Here is a 15,821-nt window from a genome sequence, read left to right on the forward strand (position 1 = left end):
TCAGACAGCGCTGGCTTCATCGAAGGTGGGCTGCACGTCACTGGCTGCCGACTGTTTGGCCCGCCAGGCGGCAGCCGGGCTGATGCCGTTGAGGTAGTAGTTGCCCAGCGCCTGCTCGCGATAGATCGCTGGATTGTGCGATGCCAGGGTGCGCGCGTTGCGCCAGTGGCGGTCGAGCCGACGCTGGTTGCTGGTGGCCGAAGCGCCGCCGACTTCGAACAGCAAGCTGGTCGCCTCAAGTACTTGCGGCAAAACGATCTGTTGCGCCTGGAAGGCGTGCACTTCGGCATCGGTGTAGAGCTGCTCCGGCACCGCGCCGAGCTGGCCGGCTGCAGATGCAGCCTGCAGGCTCTGGGCAACCGCGCCAACCTGCGCCTCGGCACTGAAGGCCAGGCTCGACAGGCGCCCGACCACTTGCTGCACCAGTGGGTCGTCAGCCGGTCGCGACTGGCCGGGCAAGCCGAACGCGCGGGTGCGGCCCTGTACAAAGCCCACGGCATCCGCCAGGACAGCCCGGGCGATGCCTGCCAGGGTGGCCAGGTGAACGGCCTGGTAGAACGCCGTCAGGTACGATTCGGCGCGCAGTTCGCGCTTGGCAAAACGACGCAGAATGTGCCGTTCGGGGACGGCAACCTGGTTGAAGCGGGTGGTGCCGCTGCCGGTCAGGCGCTGGCCAAAGCCGTCCCAGTCATCGACCACTTCAACCCCGGCCGCGCGGGTCGGCACCGCCAGGCTGACGAAGTCGTCGCCATGGTTGGCCACGGCTGCAACCCAGTCCGCGTAGAGCGTGCCGGTGCAGTAATACTTTTCGCCATCGAGGCGATAGCCGCCCTCCCCGCTGTCGCTCAATTGCACCGTGTTGCTGGTGCTGTCAGTGCGCTCGGCCATGGCCGCACCCCACAGCTCACCGGCGGCAACGCGGGCAAACCAGTACTGCTGCGAATCAGCATCGGCTGCCGACAGGCGACCTTCGACGAAGCCAAAGTGCGCGCGAAAGATCTGCGGCAGATTCGAATCAGCCTGTCCCAGGCGCACCAGCTGGCGCAGCAACTGCGGCAGCGAGGCGCCCAGCCCGCCGTGGACGTGCGGGACCCTGAGCGCGCCAAACCCCGCTGCGCGCAACCAGGCCACTGGCTCATGGGCAAGGGCTCGTTGCTGCTCGCGTTCAACAGCGCCGGCGCCGATGCGGGTGTAGATCGGGGCGAACCGCGCGTCCAGTTCGGCATCGGTGATTGCAGTGTTCGATGGGTGACTCATGACGGTTCCTTTCGCAGATTCAATGGTGGGCAGTGCGCGGGTCGATGGCCTGGGTCAACAGGTCCACCAGCAGATTGACCAGCACGTAGATGGCAGCAGCCAGCAAGGTCACGCCGAGCACCAGCGGTACGTCCTTGTTGGCAGTCGCGTCGAGCATCAAGCGGCCGATGCCCTGGCGGCCAAACAGCAGCTCGAGCACCACCGCCCCGCCGAGCAGGCTGGCGAATACATATCCGGCCAGCGTCACCAACGGCACCAGCGCGTGGCGCAAGGCATGGCGCAGGCGCACGCCGGTATCGGACATACCGCGGGCGCGTGCCTGAGTGATGAAGGGTTGCTCGAGCACCTGTTCCAGTGACTGGCGCAGCACCTGCGCCAGCAGCGCAGCGATGGGCAGACCCAGCGCCAGACTGGGCAGCAGCAGCGACTGCCAGCCGGCCGAGCCGGACGGCGGCAGCAAGTGGAAATAGAAACTAAAGGCCAGCAGCAGCACCGTCCCGATGACGAAATTGGGTACCGCCGAGAGCACCAGCTCGACCCCCGATACCAGCGCCCGCAAGCGCCGCCCGCGGTTGGCGGTGAGCAGCGCCGACGCCAGAGCCAGCACTACCGCCAGCAACGCGGCAGTGCTGGCCAGGGCCAAGGTCGCACCGAGTTGCTCGCCGATCGCCTGCACCACCGGGATACGCAAGCGGTACGACTCGCCAAGATCACCCTGAGCAAGGCGTCCCAGGTAGCTCAGGTACTGCCGCCACAGCGGCTGATCAAGGCCGTACTCGGCGCGCACCTGGGCCAGCAGCTCGGCGCTGGGCATTGCATCCGGGCCGCCGACAATCGCCAGCGCGGTATCACCGCCACTGTGCTGCATGCCCAGAAAAGTCAGGCTGGCTGCCGCCCACAGCACAATCACACCATCGCGCAGGCGGCGCAGTACCGTCGCCACTAACTTCATGGTTGCTCCTTGGCCAGCCACACGCTGGTGAACAGAGGGACATTGTGCGAGCCGTCGAACAGCACGCCGGCGACGGCCTTGCGGTAGGCCAGCAGCATCTGGCTTTCTACCGACGGCACTGCCGGCACGGTCTCGCCGAGCCGTTGCTGGGCCAGCCGATAGAGCTCGCGACGCCGCTGCGGGTCGGTGCTGCGGCGCGCCTCGCCCAGGTATTGGTCCAGTTGCGCATCACGAAAATGGCCAACGTTCTGACCAATCAAACGCGCGCTGGGAATGGCATTGCTGTGGTAGAGGATGTACAGGCCGTCAGCCGTATTGGTGTGCCAGTAGCCGCCACCGATGGCATCGAACTCACCGGCGTAGCGCAGCTGCATGACACGCGTCAGCGGCAGTACTTCGATGGCCATGGCAAAGCCGATCTTGCGCAAATCGGCTTGTACCGCCACTGCAACGTTGGCCGGAAACGCCGGGTTGTCATAGGTGAGCAAGGTCGCTTGCAGGCGCTGGCCGTTGCGCATGCGTACGCCATCGGCAGCGCGCTCGGTCCAGCCGGCCGCATCCAGCAGGCGATTGGCTGCGGCCGGATCGAACGCCAGTGCGTCCTGCGCGACCGGGTCGTAGCCTGGGGTATTCACGGCGAGATAGTCGCCCTTGGCGAGAAATTCGCCAAAGCCCGATATCCATGCCAGGCCGTCGCGGTCGATGGCTTTGGCCATGGCCTGGCGCACCCGCACATCGTCAAACGGCACCCGCTCGACATTGAAGGTGATGCTGCGCGCAGGATTGCCTTTGCGGATCCGGCTGCGCAGGGTCAATTGCGGGTTGGCGCGGATCGCAGCGGCGTTCTGCGGCGGTGCGTCGAGGGCCATGTCGCTGTCGCCGGCTTCCAGTGCGGTGTAGCGGATCATCGCCTCGGGCACATAGCTCAGTTCGAGCCGATCCAGATAAGCCTCGCCCTGATGTTTGATGGCCGCCGGCGACCAATCATAGCCAGCGCGACGGCTGAACACCGCGCCTTGATCGCGCACGTAGCTGTCGAGCACGAACGGCCCGCTGCCGATCGGCCGGCTCGCGATGCTACGAGGCGCCTCCAGGATCTGCTTCGGCGAAATCATGCCCAGCCATGCCTGCGAGAGCACGTCGAGGAACGGCGCGTAAGGCTCGCGCAGGGTCGCCTCGAAGGTGAACTCGTCGATCACCCGGCCCTTGAGGTAAGGCGCAATATAAGCGGCCGCCAGTGGAGATTTGGTCGCCGGGTCACGCATGTGCTCAAGGTTCAGCCGCACCGTCTCGGCATCGAACCGCGCGCCGTCGCTGAAGGTGACGTCATCGCGCAGGTGAAAGGTATAGGTCAGGCCATCGGCACTGATATCCCAGCCTTTCGCCAGCCAGGGCGTCAGCGTGCCGTCTTCGGCCTGATAGACCAGGCAATCGAACAGGATCCGCCCCAACCACTGCATGTTGCCGTGGGACAAGCCGTGGATGTCGAAGCTGCCCGAATCGGTGGCGGCAGACACGCGCAAGGTGCCACCGCGCAGGCCCTCACGCTGCTCGACAAAATCACTCGCCGGGTAGCGCATGATGCCGTTGACGGCGGTCACCGCCTCGCCTTTGAGGCTGCTTGCCGTGTGCGGCGGCGCGGGTGGCGAGCAGCCGCCGAACAGCAGCGCGCTGGCCAGCAGCATCGGCGTCAGCACGTGCCTTTGGGCAGCCGCCATCAGAAGCGCACCGCTACGCCGGTGGTGACTGAGAACGCATCACCCGGATAAAAATTGGCAGAATCGCGACCGTTGGCGTTGTAGGCGGTGTTGGCCGCACTGGCGTAGCGCTGGTCGGTGAGGTTGCGCAGGTCAGCAAACACTTCCCACTTGCGGCTCGGCGCCTGGAAGCCGACCTTGGCCCCCCACAGCAGGTACGACGGCGCCTGCCAGGTGTTGGCGTAATCGATGTAATAGCTGGAGGCTGCGCGCAGGTTGAGCGAGGCGTAGAAACCGCTGGCCTGGCGGTAGGCCAGTTCAGCCTGGTAAACCTGGCGCGGCAGGCTTGGCAGTTCGTTGCCGCCGAAGGTGTCGTCGTCGCGGTACTTGAAGTCGTTGAGGGTGTAAGCCTGGCGCAGGTCGAGGGTGTCGCCGCTGGCACCGGTCCAGAGCAGCGCATTGAGGCCGGCTTCGATGCCTTGGTGAATCGTCGGGCTGGCGTTCGAGGTCGCCGTCAGTTGGTCCTGGGTGGCGCTGGCCTGGCGCACCACCACAGTCAGCAGCTCATCCTGCACCCACGAGCGGTACAGGGTCAGGCTGCCATCGAAGATGCCATGACTGCCGCGCACACCGACTTCGAAGGTGGTGGCTTTCTGTGGCCGCACATCATAGAGAAACGGGTTGCCAGTACTGCCCAACTGCCAGGTCACCGGCGGGTCGATGCTGCGGCTGACATTACCGAACAGCTGCAATTCGGGGTTGATCTGATAGCGCAGGCCGAGCCGCGGCGCCAGGTCATTTTCGACATATTCAACGCGGGTCGGCAGGTTGCTGGGGTTGGCCGTGGTCAGCGTGGTGCCTTCGATCTCGGCCTTGCGGCGGATATTGACGAACGACAAGCCCGAGGACAGCCACAGCGCATCGGTCAATTGCAGCTCGTTGCCGAACGTCAGCACCGTGTCCCGCGAGCCGGTATAGTTGGTCTCCTGGATTTTCGCGCCGGTACTGCGATTGTGCGACTTGACGTCAGCCAGCGAAGCCCGGGTGTTGCTGAAGATGATGCTGCTGTCGCTGGGCAGGCCGAACAGGCGATCGCCGGTACGGAAATAGCGCAGGGTCAGGTTGATGTCCTTGGAGCGCCAGTCCTGCGGCGTGGGTGAGTAGCGCCAGCCGTTGAGCAAGGGGTAGTTGTTGTATGAAGCGCCGACTTCGAGTTTGTTGCCATCGTCGAAGGTGTAGGTGGTCTTGTTGCCGATGAAGGTGGTGCCGTCCTTGCGCCGCCCGGTCGGGGCGTTATTGCTGCGCGGGTCGTGCTTGAGCTGTTGGCGGGTCAGCGTGTTGCCGTTGGTGAGTTGCTCCTCGCGGTATTTGACGAACAGCCGGGTTTCCAGCTTGGGGCTGAACACATGACCGAAGTTGGCCGCCAGGCCGCGGCCTTCGTTGTTGGCCTGGTCCTGGTAGCCGTCGCGCTCGTTGTGCAGCACGTTGATGTAATAGTCGCTGTCGCCGACTACGCCACCGGTGCTCAGCTGTTGCTTGCGGTAACCGTAGCTGCCCACCTCGAAGCGGGCGTAATTACCCGGGTCGGTGCGCCCGGTCTTACTGACGAAATTGATCGCACCGCCCAGCGACAGCGCTGCGTACTCAGAGGCGTTGCCGCCGTACAAGACCTCGGTGTGGTCGATGCCCTGCATGTCGAGGAAGTCTTCCTGGGTGCCGCCGGGACCGGTGATCGGCAGGCCGTCGAAAAGAAACTTGGTGCCCAGCACGTAGCCTTGATAGAAGGTATTGAGCCCGGAACCGCGGATCGAAATCTTGTTCGCGGCGGTGCCGCTGGTGCCTTGGGCGAACACCCCCGGCTGCAGGGCGAGCACGTCTTCGGCATTGGCAGCACGGCCCTGCTCGACCTGACGGTTGTCGATCACTGCAGTATTGCCGGCAACCTTCTGCAGGCGCTTCTGATCCTTCTGAGCGCCACTGGCTGCGGCGCCGGTGACGGTAACTGTGCCGAGGGTGGACTCCCCGGCAGCAAATACCGAGGGGCTGAGCAGCGCCATCAGCACTGCCACACTGGCGGCGTTGCCTAGCGGGTGACCGGTAAGTCGAACTTTCGCACGCAATGCTGATACTCCCTTTATATATATCACCGCCGCACCTCGCTGTTTCGAGGGCCACCGTTGAATGCTTGTAAAGTGAGTACTGCAGGTGTCGTGCCAGCTATTAAAGTACCTGTTTACTGGCCTTCAGGCGCCTTGCCTAGTTGTGCTCCAGCACAAACTGTTGCCGCTCTGTTGCTCAGCCAACAGTTGCCGGCATCTTTCCAATAAGCGCTCAAGCACGGCCATCAGAGCAGTTTCGCAAAGACCACATCACCCCTTGATTCGAGTAATTAACATATAACCTTGAGTGTTTGAATGCCGACAGCCGAGCAACAATTAAGGTGCTTTTCACTCACGCATCGAAGACTGTGTGACGGCGCGCCCCGCCCCGCAGTGTCTTTCCCAAGCTGGCATAAAACCTGCTCTGCAATTTGTGACAGGCCTGACTATGCCCATAGAACGCCGAGGCAACTAACTAATGAACTTCAAGGATTACCCCAATGCCCGTGCTGCAACCCAATCAACTGCGTGTGGCTGTCCGCCACGCCACCCTGGCCACAGCCCTTAGCGCCACCCTGGCCAGCCCACTGTATGCTGCAGAGACCGAACGGACCCTGGGTACCGTCACCGTCCAAGGGGCAAAGCAGACTGCTGCGCAAGCGGCCAGTAGCCAACTGGCAGAGGTCCCTGGTGGCACCAGCGTGGTCGACAGCGAAGAAGTCGCCAAAGGCCGCACCGGTAACCTGCAGGACACCCTTGGCTATCAGCCGGGGGTATTCGTGCAGTCCACCGGCGGCAACGATGCGGCCAAGATCTCCATTCGAGGCTCGGGCGCAAACACCTCGCCGGGCTACTTTCGGGAAGGCATCAAGTTTCTCTTCGATGGCCTGCCGCTGACCGGTCCGGGCGGTACGCCGTATGAGTTCCTCAACGCCGCAGGGGTCAACTACACCGAGATCCTGCGCGGCGCCAACGCCTTCCAGTACGGTGCCTTGACCCTCGGCGGCGCGGTCAACTTCGTCAATCACAGTGGCTATACCGCGCCCGGCCTGCGCCTGCGTGGCGAGGCCGGCAGCTACGGTTACCAGAAGCAGAGCATCAGTTATGGCGGGGTCGAGGGCGACCTGGATTACTACCTGCAAGCCGACAACTACCGCAACGACGGCTACCGCGACTATAGCCTGTCGCGCAGTTCAGGCATCGTTGCCAATGCCGGCTACCGCTTCAGCCCCAAACTTGAAACGCGGGTATTGCTGCGTTACCGCGACGAATTCCACAATGACCCAAGCGCGACGACCCTCGCCGCGGCCAAGCACAACCCACGCCGGGCCAGTGCGACCGCCGAAAGCAGCGGTGCTGGTGCGCGCCGCCCCGGCAGCATCTGGCTGGGCAGCAAGACCACCTACACCTTCGACGACGATGCCCGGCTGACCGTCGGTTTTTCCTACCACGACTACCGCCACACCAATAACCCGCGCAGCCCGACCAACCCCAGCTATTGGGACTGGCACGACCTCGGCCTGCTGCTCGGCTATGACCGCATCGACACCTTGTTCGGCCATGAAAGCCGCAGCAGCATTGCCTTCACCTCGACCCAACACCTGCGCGGTGGGGTCAATTCGACCAATGACGACAAGGTCAGCTTGAAGAAGGTCGACTATCAGAATTCGTTCGACCGGGTGATCGCCCTGGGCAATGACCTCAACCTGGTCGATGGCCTGTGGCTGACCAGCGGTGTGTCGTTCGTCAACGTGCGACGCAAGGCCGACATCGACTACGCGGTGAACCCCAACCGCACCGACTTCCCGCAGCATGTCGACTACGACAACTGGAGCGTCGCCCCGCGGGTCGGTTTGCGCTATGAGTTCAGCCCCAACCTGCAGGTATTCACCAACCTCAGCCGCAGTATCGACCCGCCGGCATCCTGGGAATACTCAGGCTCCGGCCCGACCCTGCCGTACATTCGCCCGCTGGTGGAACAGAAAGGCAACACCTTCGAGGTCGGCATCAAAGGCTCGCACGGGATCTTCGACGGCAGCCTGGCGCTGTACCGCTCGTGGATTCACAACGAGTTGCTCAACGTGCAGATCATCCCGGCCAGCAATGGCGCGGCGGCGGTCACCGGCGCATTCAATGCCACGCCGACCATTCACCAGGGCATCGAAGCAGGCCTGAACACCCGCCTGTGGGAAAACCCGCAAGGCGATCAGGTGCGCCTGCGCCAGGTTTACACCCTGAACGACTTCTACTACCGCAACGACGATACCTTCGGCGACAACCAGCTGCCAGGCATCCCCAAGCATGTCTATCAAGGCGAGTTGCAATACCAGCACCACAGCGGCTGGTACAGCGGCGTCAACGTGCAGTCAGCATCGCGCACGGCAGTGGACTACGCCAACACGCTGTATGCGCCTTCGTACACGATCTGGGGCGCGAAAGTGGGTTACGAGGCGCCCAAGGGCAATTGGAAAGTCTCGCTGGACGTGAAAAACCTGGCCAACAAAGCTTATGTTTCGGCCATTACCCCCGTCTACAACGTGCGCGGGCAGGATTCGGCGTCGTTCTGGCCGGGCGACGGCATCGGCGCCTATGTTGGGCTCGAGCTGCGCTACTGACGGCAAACCGGCGTTGCCCCGCGCAAGCGGAGCAACGCCGACGGCTCAGAGGTTCGAGGCGCGCGGCATCAGTTCATAGGGCAACTTGAAGCCGGGCATAGCCTTGATCCGCTGTTTCCAGGCTTCGATATGAGGGAAATCACTCAGCTGCATGCCGGTGTCTTCAGGCATGTACACGTAGCCGGCCAGCGATAGGTCAGCGATGGTCAAGCGCCCGCCGACCATATAGGGCGTGCTGCTCAGGTGCTGGTCGACCACGCGATAGGCCGCTTTTGCTCGATCGCGGAAGAACGTCGTGACTTCGGTTTCACCGGTCTTTTTCAAACCGTAGAGAAAACGCAGGGTCGCGTAATAGCTGGTGAATTTGTGGTTATCGAACAACATCCAGCGCCAGATCTCGCGGCGCTCGTCTTCACTGTGCCAGCCAAACTTGCCCGTCTGCTCGGCCAGGTACTCGAGAATCAGCGCCGACTGGGTCAAAGTTTTGCCGTTGTGTTCAAGCACTGGCACTTCGCCCTGCTGATTGACCTGGCTGCGCCAGTCTTCATCTCGGGTCTGGCCATTGAAGAAGTCGACCGGCACCGCTTGCCAATCGCAACCGGTCAATTCAAGCATCAGCGCAACCTTGTAGGCGTTGCCGGATTCACCAAAGCAGTGCAGCGTGTATTCAGACATGGTCGACCTTCAGCTTGGGTTGAATGAAACAGCTCGCCCAGCAGTAGAGCATGGCTCGGGTACGTCGACCACTGCGCGCGCGCAGCCAATTGAACTAGTTTCAGTCATTGCCGCTCTTATTATCATGCAGACATTCCCCTAGGCTTCACCCTTCTGGAGGTTTCGCCATGCGTCGTTTGATTGTTGTTTCTTCGCTGTTGGTTCTGCTGCCTGTTGGCTCGGCAATGGCCCGTGTCGATGGCCGTGATATCGCTACTTCGGCGGGTGTATCCGCTTCCCTGTACTCGACCTTCAAGGATGACAAACGGATCATCCCGGCGCGTGACGAGCTGTCGGCATTCGTGGCCAGCGGCGGTGCCATCCGTGGCGCTTACGTTGAATCGGCGCTGGAGCAGGCGCGTCAAAGCAACCCTGGCCTGCAGGTCAGTGACGAAGAGCTGGCTCAGGCGATCCTGTCGCAAGACAACTGATCGCTGCTGTATGCGACAAACACTGGACCACGTCTACGCCCCGCGTAACGTGGTCTTTTGCTGTGCGGCTTTGATAATCATCCGTCATTTTCAATAAATCGACGAAACAGTCTCGGCACGCCACGCCTTGGTGCCCTCACTGCCAGCCGCTATGGTTGCTGCACTTCTTCACAACCCAGCGGAACAGCCTCCATGAAAGCCATTGTCTTTACCCAGCACGGCCTGCCGATCAGCGATCCTGCGGCATTGTTCGACACCGAGCTTGAGCAGCCCACCCCTGGGCCCCGCGATCTGCTGGTCGAAGTGCAGGCCATCTCGGTCAACCCGGTCGATACCAAGGTCCGCGCCGGCAGCGGCAGCACCGCGCAGCCGAAAGTACTCGGTTGGGACGCCGTGGGTATCGTCCGGGAGGTCGGCAGCGACGTCAGCTTGTTCCAGCCAGGCGATGAGGTCTTCTACGCCGGCGCCATCGACCGCCCCGGCAGCTACAGCCAGTTTCACTTGGTGGATGAGCGCATTGTCGGGCACAAACCGCGCAGCCTCGACGCCGCCAGTGCCGCAGCGCTGCCGCTGACGTCGATCACCGCCTGGGAGCTGTTGTTCGACCGCCTGGGCGTTGCCGAAGGTGGCGGCCAGGGGCAGACCCTGCTGATCGTCGGTGCTGGCGGTGGGGTGGGCTCAATCCTTACCCAACTGGCCCGCAAACTGACCGACCTGACCGTGATCGGCACTGCCTCACGCGCCGAAACCCAGCGATGGGTCAAGGACCTGGGCGCGCATCATGTGGTCGATCACAGCCAGCCGCTGCCCGCACAGATTGCTCAGATCGGCGATGGCCAGGTCGATATGGTCATCAGCCTGACCCACACCGACCGCCACTTCGCTCAGCTGATCGAAGTCCTGCGTCCACAAGGTCGGCTGGCGCTGATCGACGACCCGGCAACCCTTGACGTCGTGCCGCTCAAGCGCAAATCGTTGTCGCTGCACTGGGAGCTGATGTTCACCCGCTCGCTGTACCAGACCGCCGACATGATCAAGCAGCACCAATTGCTGGATCGAGTTGCGGCACTGGTTGACGAAGGGGTGTTACGCACCACCTTGGGTGAGCACTTCGGTGCGATCAATGCACAGAACCTGCGCCGGGCTCACGCCCTGATCGAGAGCGGCAAGGCCAAGGGCAAGATCGTCCTTGAAGGATTCGACGCCTAGGCTTGCTCAGCCAGCGGCTGTACCTGGATCAATCGCCCAGGGCCTGCAGCCGCTGTAACAGGAATGCGCGCAATTGCTGCACCACCGGCGTCAATGACTGCCGGTGGGCACACACCAGGTGCAACGGCGTCGGCTGCCCCCAGGCCCGCGGGAACAGCTCGACCAGGCGCCCGGCCTCGAGGTCGGCGCGCACATCCAGCTGCGACTTGAACACCACACCCAGCCCCGCCACCGCCCAGCGCCGCACCACATCGGCATCATCACTGGTGCGATCGCCGGCGACCATCACCGCCTTGACGCCGTGCTCGGTATGAAAGCTCCAGCGTTCATGGGTCAGGTCGCCCATCATGTAGCGCAGGCAGTTGTGCTGGGTGAGATCTTCTGGGGTGCGCGGCGCACCATGCCGGGCGATGTAGGCAGGTGCTGCGCAGAGGATGCGCCGGTTGTTCGCCGCCAGCGGCAGCGCCACCAGGCTGGAGTCGGCCAACTGCCCATAACGAATCCCCGCATCCAGTCGGTCACTGAAAAAGTCCGCAACCTGGTCGCTCAGCCTTAGCTGCAGTTCGATCCGTGGGTGCGCCGCCTGAAACTCATCCAGCCACGGCAACAGCAGGTTACGGCCCAGATCGGAAGGCATCGACAGGCGCAGCGCCCCGGCAATTTCCTCGCGCCCGTCAGCCAGTGCCAACTCACCCTCGCTGAGTGCTTCCAGCACCTGACGAGCATGCGGCAGGTAGCGCTGGCCATCGTCGGACAGGCGCAGTTTGCGCGTCGAACGCACGAACAAACGGATACCCAGGCTGCGCTCCAGGCGCTGCACCGCACCGCTGGCCAAGGCCGGGGAAATATCCAGTTGCCGCGCCGCCGCCGAGAAGCTGCCGGCCTCGACGGTGGTGACGAATACCTGCAGATCGTCCATGCGCACCAGTTTCTTGATCAACCGCCAATCCTCACCTATTCAAGCCAAAGCCTTGCCGTAGAGCGCTGAGGGTCTAGGCTGACAGTTCAAGCCAATAAAAAGAGACCAACAATGCCGATGCCCCGCCCACCCTTTGCCGCCGCCCTCGCCCTGTGCCTGGCCTGCTCCCAGGCCATTGCCGCCGAACCGACCCCACAGGACCTGCTCAAGCAAGCCCAAGCCGAGCAAGCACATTACCTCGACACCCTCAAAAGCCTGGTCTCGGTCGACACCGGTACCGGCACCGAAGCAGGCCTTAGCCAGGTCAGCGCGGAACTGGTCAAGCGCCTCAAGGCGCTCGGTGCCCAGGTTGAAACCCATCCCGCCACACCTTCTGTTGGCGACAACATCGTCGGTACCTTCAAGGGCACCGGCAGTAAAGACTTCATGCTGATGGTCCACTACGACACCGTGTTCGGCCCCGGCACGGTGGCCAAGCGGCCGTTTCGTATCGAAGGCGAACGCGCCTACGGCCCCGGTGTTGCCGATGCCAAAGGCGGCGTGGCGATGATCCTGCACGCGCTCAAGCTGCTGCAGGACCAGCAATTCAAAGGCTACCGGACCCTCACAATACTGTTCAATCCAGATGAAGAAATGGGCTCCGCCGGCTCCAAAAAGATCATCGCCGAGCTGGCCCGCAAGCATGATTACGTATTCTCCTACGAGCCGCCAGACAAGGACGCCGTCACTGTCGCCACCAACGGTATCAACCGCCTCAAACTCGAAGTCAAAGGCCGCTCCTCGCACGCTGGTTCTGCACCTGAAGAAGGCCGCAACGCACTGACTGAATTGTCCCATCAGATCCTCCAGTTGAAGGACCTGGGCGATGCCAACAAAGGCACCACGGTCAACTGGACCCTGGCAAAAGCCGGCGAAAAGGCCAACATCATTCCTGCCCTGGCCACGGCCGAAGCCGACATGCGCTATTCGGACTTGAGCGAAAGCGATCGCGTCGCGGCCGATGCCAAACGCATCGCACAAAAGCAGCTGATCGCCGACACCCAGACCAGCGTCACCCTCGAGAAAGGCCGCCCACCCCTGGCGCGCAATGAAGGCTCAAGCGCTCTGGCCACAACCGCCGGCCAGCTGTATGGCCAGATCGATCGCACGCTTGAGCCGATTGCGATGCGCTTTGGCACCGACGCCGGATATGCCTACGTGCCGGGCAGCGCGAAGCCTGCAGTGCTGGAAACCATGGGTGTGGTCGGTGCCGGGCTGCATGGTGATGACGAGTACATCGAGCTGGCCAGTGTCGCACCGCGCTTGTACCTGACGGTGGCGATGATCAGGAAGCTGGCGCAGTAAGCCTTGCAGTCGTGAGGGAGCGTGATGAACATTCTCTACGATGAACGCGTCGATGGCCGGCTGCCGGCCATCGACCAGGCCGAGGTGCTGGGGGCGCTGCGCAGCGCCCTGCCCGACCTGGAGATTCTGCACCGCAGCGAGGACCTCAAGCCGTATGAGTGCGATGGCCTCTCGGTCTATCGCACCCTGCCGTTGCTGGTGGTACTGCCAGTGCGGCTGGAGCAGGTGCAGACGCTGCTCAGGATTTGCCACCAGCGCGGGGTGCCGGTGGTTGCGCGCGGCGCAGGCACTGGTTTGTCCGGCGGCGCCTTGCCGTTGAGCAAGGGCATCCTGCTGGTGATGGCGCGCTTCAACCAGATCCTTGAGGTCAACCCGCAGGGGCGTTATGCCAGGGTGCAACCTGGCGTACGCAACCTGGCCATCTCTCAGGCCGCAGCGCCGTACGGCCTCTACTACGCACCTGATCCGTCGTCGCAGATCGCCTGTTCGATTGGCGGCAACGTGGCTGAAAACGCCGGCGGTGTGCATTGCCTGAAATACGGCCTTACCGTGCACAACCTGCTCAAAGTCGACATCCTCACCATCGAAGGCGAGCACCTGAGTCTGGGCAGTGATGCTCTGGACAGCCCGGGCTTTGACTTGCTGGCACTGTTTACCGGCTCCGAAGGCATGCTCGGCATTGTCACCGAAGTCACCGTCAAATTGCTGGCCAAGCCGCAGGTGGCGCGGGTGCTGTTGGCCAGCTTCAACAGCGTCGAGGACGCTGGCCGCGCGGTTGCCGAAATCATCGGCGCGGGGGTCATCCCCGCGGGCCTGGAGATGATGGACAACCTCGCTATCCGCGCCGCTGAAGACTTCATCCATGCCGGCTACCCGGTGGACGCAGCGGCGATTCTGCTGTGTGAACTGGATGGCGTCGAAGCCGATGTAACAGCGGACTGCGCGCGGGTGCAGGCCGTGCTGGAGCAGGCTGGGGCGAGCCAGGTGCAACTGGCCTGCGACGAGGCGCAGCGGGTGCGTTTCTGGGCCGGGCGCAAGAACGCCTTCCCTGCCGTGGGGCGGATTTCAGCGGACTACTACTGCATGGACGGCACGATTCCCCGCCGCCAGCTGGCGCGGGTGCTCAGTGCGATCGCTGAGTTGTCCGCCGAATATGGGTTGCGCGTGGCCAATGTGTTTCATGCCGGCGATGGCAATATGCACCCGCTGATCCTGTTTGACGCCAATGTGCCGGGCGAGCTGGAGCGGGCTGAAGCCATCGGCGGCAAGATCCTCGAGCTGTGCGTGGCGGTGGGTGGCAGCATTACCGGCGAGCATGGCGTCGGCCGGGAAAAGATCAATCAGATGTGCGCGCAGTTCAACAGCGACGAAATCACCCTGTTTCACGCAGTCAAGGCAGCGTTTGACTCGCGGGGGCTGCTCAACCCCGGCAAGAACATTCCGACCCTGCAGCGCTGCGCCGAATTTGGCGCCCTGCATGTACACCATGGCCAACTGCCCTTCCCTGACCTGGAGCGCTTCTGATGAGCCTTGCCGGTGATCTGAGCCAGGATCTGCTTGATCAGGTCAAGCAGGCGCTGGCTGCAAATACGCCACTGCGCATCCAGGGTAGCAACAGCAAGGCCATGCTCGGCAACCCCGTTGCAGGCGAGCTCATCGACACCCGCGGCCATAGCGGCATCGTCAGCTACGACCCTGCCGAGCTGGTCCTGACCGCGCGCGCCGGGACGCCACTGGCTGAAATCGAAGCCGTATTGGCTGAAGCTGGGCAGATGCTGCCCTGGGAACCGCCGCATCTGGGGCCGGCAGCAACAGTGGGCGGCACGGTTGCGGCGGGGCTTTCCGGCCCACGCAGGCCCTGGGCGGGGGCGGTGCGCGACCATGTTCTCGGCAGCCGCGTCATCACCGGCCACGGCAAGTTGCTGCGGTTCGGCGGCGAAGTGATGAAGAACGTTGCCGGCTACGACCTGTCACGCCTGCTCACCGGCAGCTTCGGCTGCCTTGGGCTGCTCAGCGAAGTCTCGCTCAAAGTGCTGCCGCGACCGCGCCAATGCCTCAGCCTGCGCTTGCACATGCCTGCGCATCTGGCACTCAGTGCGCTCGCTGAATGGGGTCAACAGCCGCTGCCGGTCAGCGCAGCCTGCCATGACGGCGAGGCACTCTGCCTGCGCCTGGAAGGTGGCGAAGGGTCGGTACAGTCGGCATTTCAGCGCCTCGGCGGCGAGCTGATCGACAGCCGCTTCTGGGACGATCTGCGCGAGCAGCGGCTGGCGTTCTTTGCCGATTCGCAGCCGCTCTGGCGCCTGTCGCTGCCAATTGCCTCAGGCCCCACCGGCCTGCCTGGGCGCGAGCTGATCGACTGGAGCGGCGCCCAGCGCTGGCTGAAGTCCACAGCACCCGCTGCGCAGATCCGCAGCCAGGCCGCTGCCCTCGGAGGGCACGCCACGGCCTATTCAGCAGTTGCTGACAGCTTTACCCCATTGCCCGCAGCGCTGCTGCGCTACCACCGAGCTCTCAAACAGCAGCTCGACCCCCAGGGCATCTTCAATCCCGGGCGTATGTATGCAGACTTGTGAGGGCAGAT

Annotated in this window: 12 protein-coding genes; 6 read left to right on the plus strand and 6 right to left on the minus strand. The window is 63.2% G+C overall.

The window, feature by feature from the left end; genetic code table 11:
- Genes ACIOAU_RS05880 through ACIOAU_RS05895 form a run of 4 tightly spaced genes read right to left on the minus strand, consistent with a single transcriptional unit; the run spans position 1 to position 6,026 of the window.
- Positions 1-1,257, minus strand: coding sequence for an acyl-CoA dehydrogenase family protein (locus tag ACIOAU_RS05880; RefSeq protein ID WP_188035829.1), 1,257 nt, complete (start codon positions 1,255-1,257; stop codon positions 1-3).
- 19 nt (positions 1,258-1,276) lie between these two features.
- Entirely contained in the window at positions 1,277-2,209 is a 933-nt protein-coding gene (locus ACIOAU_RS05885; RefSeq protein WP_103437160.1) for an ABC transporter permease, read from the minus strand.
- Entirely contained in the window at positions 2,206-3,927 is a 1,722-nt protein-coding gene (locus tag ACIOAU_RS05890; protein ID WP_224785506.1) for an ABC transporter substrate-binding protein, read from the minus strand. The genes ACIOAU_RS05885 and ACIOAU_RS05890 overlap by 4 nt, the downstream gene beginning before the upstream one ends.
- Positions 3,927-6,026 (minus strand): TonB-dependent receptor domain-containing protein, encoded by a 2,100-nt coding sequence (locus tag ACIOAU_RS05895; RefSeq protein ID WP_262500052.1) that lies wholly within the window; start codon positions 6,024-6,026, stop codon positions 3,927-3,929. The genes ACIOAU_RS05890 and ACIOAU_RS05895 overlap by 1 nt, the downstream gene beginning before the upstream one ends.
- A 479-nt stretch (positions 6,027-6,505) precedes the next feature.
- On the opposite strand from ACIOAU_RS05895, the gene ACIOAU_RS05900 reads away from it, so the two are divergent.
- Positions 6,506-8,620, plus strand: coding sequence for a TonB-dependent receptor domain-containing protein (locus ACIOAU_RS05900; protein ID WP_188035828.1), 2,115 nt, complete (start codon positions 6,506-6,508; stop codon positions 8,618-8,620).
- A gap of 45 nt (positions 8,621-8,665) precedes the next feature.
- Here ACIOAU_RS05900 and ACIOAU_RS05905 read toward each other — a convergent pair whose 3' ends face one another.
- Positions 8,666-9,295, minus strand: coding sequence for a glutathione S-transferase family protein (locus ACIOAU_RS05905; RefSeq protein WP_101318957.1), 630 nt, complete (start codon positions 9,293-9,295; stop codon positions 8,666-8,668).
- A gap of 167 nt (positions 9,296-9,462) precedes the next feature.
- Between ACIOAU_RS05905 and ACIOAU_RS05910 the strand changes: the two genes are divergently transcribed.
- On the plus strand, positions 9,463-9,765 hold the full coding sequence (locus ACIOAU_RS05910; RefSeq protein WP_101318955.1) for a DUF2388 domain-containing protein: 303 nt from the start codon (positions 9,463-9,465) through the stop codon (positions 9,763-9,765).
- A 192-nt stretch (positions 9,766-9,957) separates the two neighbouring features.
- Entirely contained in the window at positions 9,958-10,974 is a 1,017-nt protein-coding gene (locus ACIOAU_RS05915; RefSeq protein ID WP_188035827.1) for a zinc-binding alcohol dehydrogenase family protein, read from the plus strand.
- Between the two features lie 28 nt (positions 10,975-11,002).
- Here ACIOAU_RS05915 and ACIOAU_RS05920 read toward each other — a convergent pair whose 3' ends face one another.
- Positions 11,003-11,902 carry a LysR family transcriptional regulator gene (locus tag ACIOAU_RS05920; protein WP_150569629.1) on the minus strand — a complete coding sequence of 300 codons (900 nt, stop codon included), beginning with the start codon at positions 11,900-11,902 and terminating at the stop codon, positions 11,003-11,005.
- Positions 11,903-12,004: 102 nt separating this feature from the next.
- On the opposite strand from ACIOAU_RS05920, the gene ACIOAU_RS05925 reads away from it, so the two are divergent.
- Genes ACIOAU_RS05925 through glcE form a run of 3 tightly spaced genes read left to right on the plus strand, consistent with a single transcriptional unit; the run spans position 12,005 to position 15,813 of the window.
- Entirely contained in the window at positions 12,005-13,237 is a 1,233-nt protein-coding gene (locus tag ACIOAU_RS05925; RefSeq protein ID WP_150569410.1) for a M20/M25/M40 family metallo-hydrolase, read from the plus strand.
- Positions 13,238-13,261: 24 nt separating this feature from the next.
- Positions 13,262-14,761 (plus strand): glycolate oxidase subunit GlcD, encoded by a 1,500-nt coding sequence (gene glcD, locus ACIOAU_RS05930; protein ID WP_150569411.1) that lies wholly within the window; start codon positions 13,262-13,264, stop codon positions 14,759-14,761.
- Positions 14,761-15,813 carry a glycolate oxidase subunit GlcE gene (gene glcE / locus ACIOAU_RS05935; protein ID WP_150569412.1) on the plus strand — a complete coding sequence of 351 codons (1,053 nt, stop codon included), beginning with the start codon at positions 14,761-14,763 and terminating at the stop codon, positions 15,811-15,813. Before glcD ends, glcE begins: the two co-directional genes overlap by 1 nt.
- Positions 15,814-15,821: the final 8 nt, after the last annotated feature.

This window comes from Pseudomonas sp. NPDC088322 (genome assembly GCF_044740745.1).
Lineage (GTDB): Bacteria > Pseudomonadota > Gammaproteobacteria > Pseudomonadales > Pseudomonadaceae > Aquipseudomonas > Aquipseudomonas shirazensis.

Coding starts and splice junctions, on each gene's coding strand:
- ACIOAU_RS05925 (WP_150569410.1), top strand. CDS start 12,005: ATGCCGATGCCCCGCCCACCCTTTGCCGCCGCCCTCGCCCTGTGCCTG.
- ACIOAU_RS05905 (WP_101318957.1), bottom strand. CDS start 9,295: ATGTCTGAATACACGCTGCACTGCTTTGGTGAATCCGGCAACGCCTAC.
- ACIOAU_RS05890 (WP_224785506.1), bottom strand. CDS start 3,927: ATGGCGGCTGCCCAAAGGCACGTGCTGACGCCGATGCTGCTGGCCAGC.
- ACIOAU_RS05910 (WP_101318955.1), top strand. CDS start 9,463: ATGCGTCGTTTGATTGTTGTTTCTTCGCTGTTGGTTCTGCTGCCTGTT.
- glcE (WP_150569412.1), top strand. CDS start 14,761: ATGAGCCTTGCCGGTGATCTGAGCCAGGATCTGCTTGATCAGGTCAAG.
- glcD (WP_150569411.1), top strand. CDS start 13,262: ATGAACATTCTCTACGATGAACGCGTCGATGGCCGGCTGCCGGCCATC.
- ACIOAU_RS05900 (WP_188035828.1), top strand. CDS start 6,506: ATGCCCGTGCTGCAACCCAATCAACTGCGTGTGGCTGTCCGCCACGCC.
- ACIOAU_RS05915 (WP_188035827.1), top strand. CDS start 9,958: ATGAAAGCCATTGTCTTTACCCAGCACGGCCTGCCGATCAGCGATCCT.
- ACIOAU_RS05885 (WP_103437160.1), bottom strand. CDS start 2,209: ATGAAGTTAGTGGCGACGGTACTGCGCCGCCTGCGCGATGGTGTGATT.
- ACIOAU_RS05880 (WP_188035829.1), bottom strand. CDS start 1,257: ATGAGTCACCCATCGAACACTGCAATCACCGATGCCGAACTGGACGCG.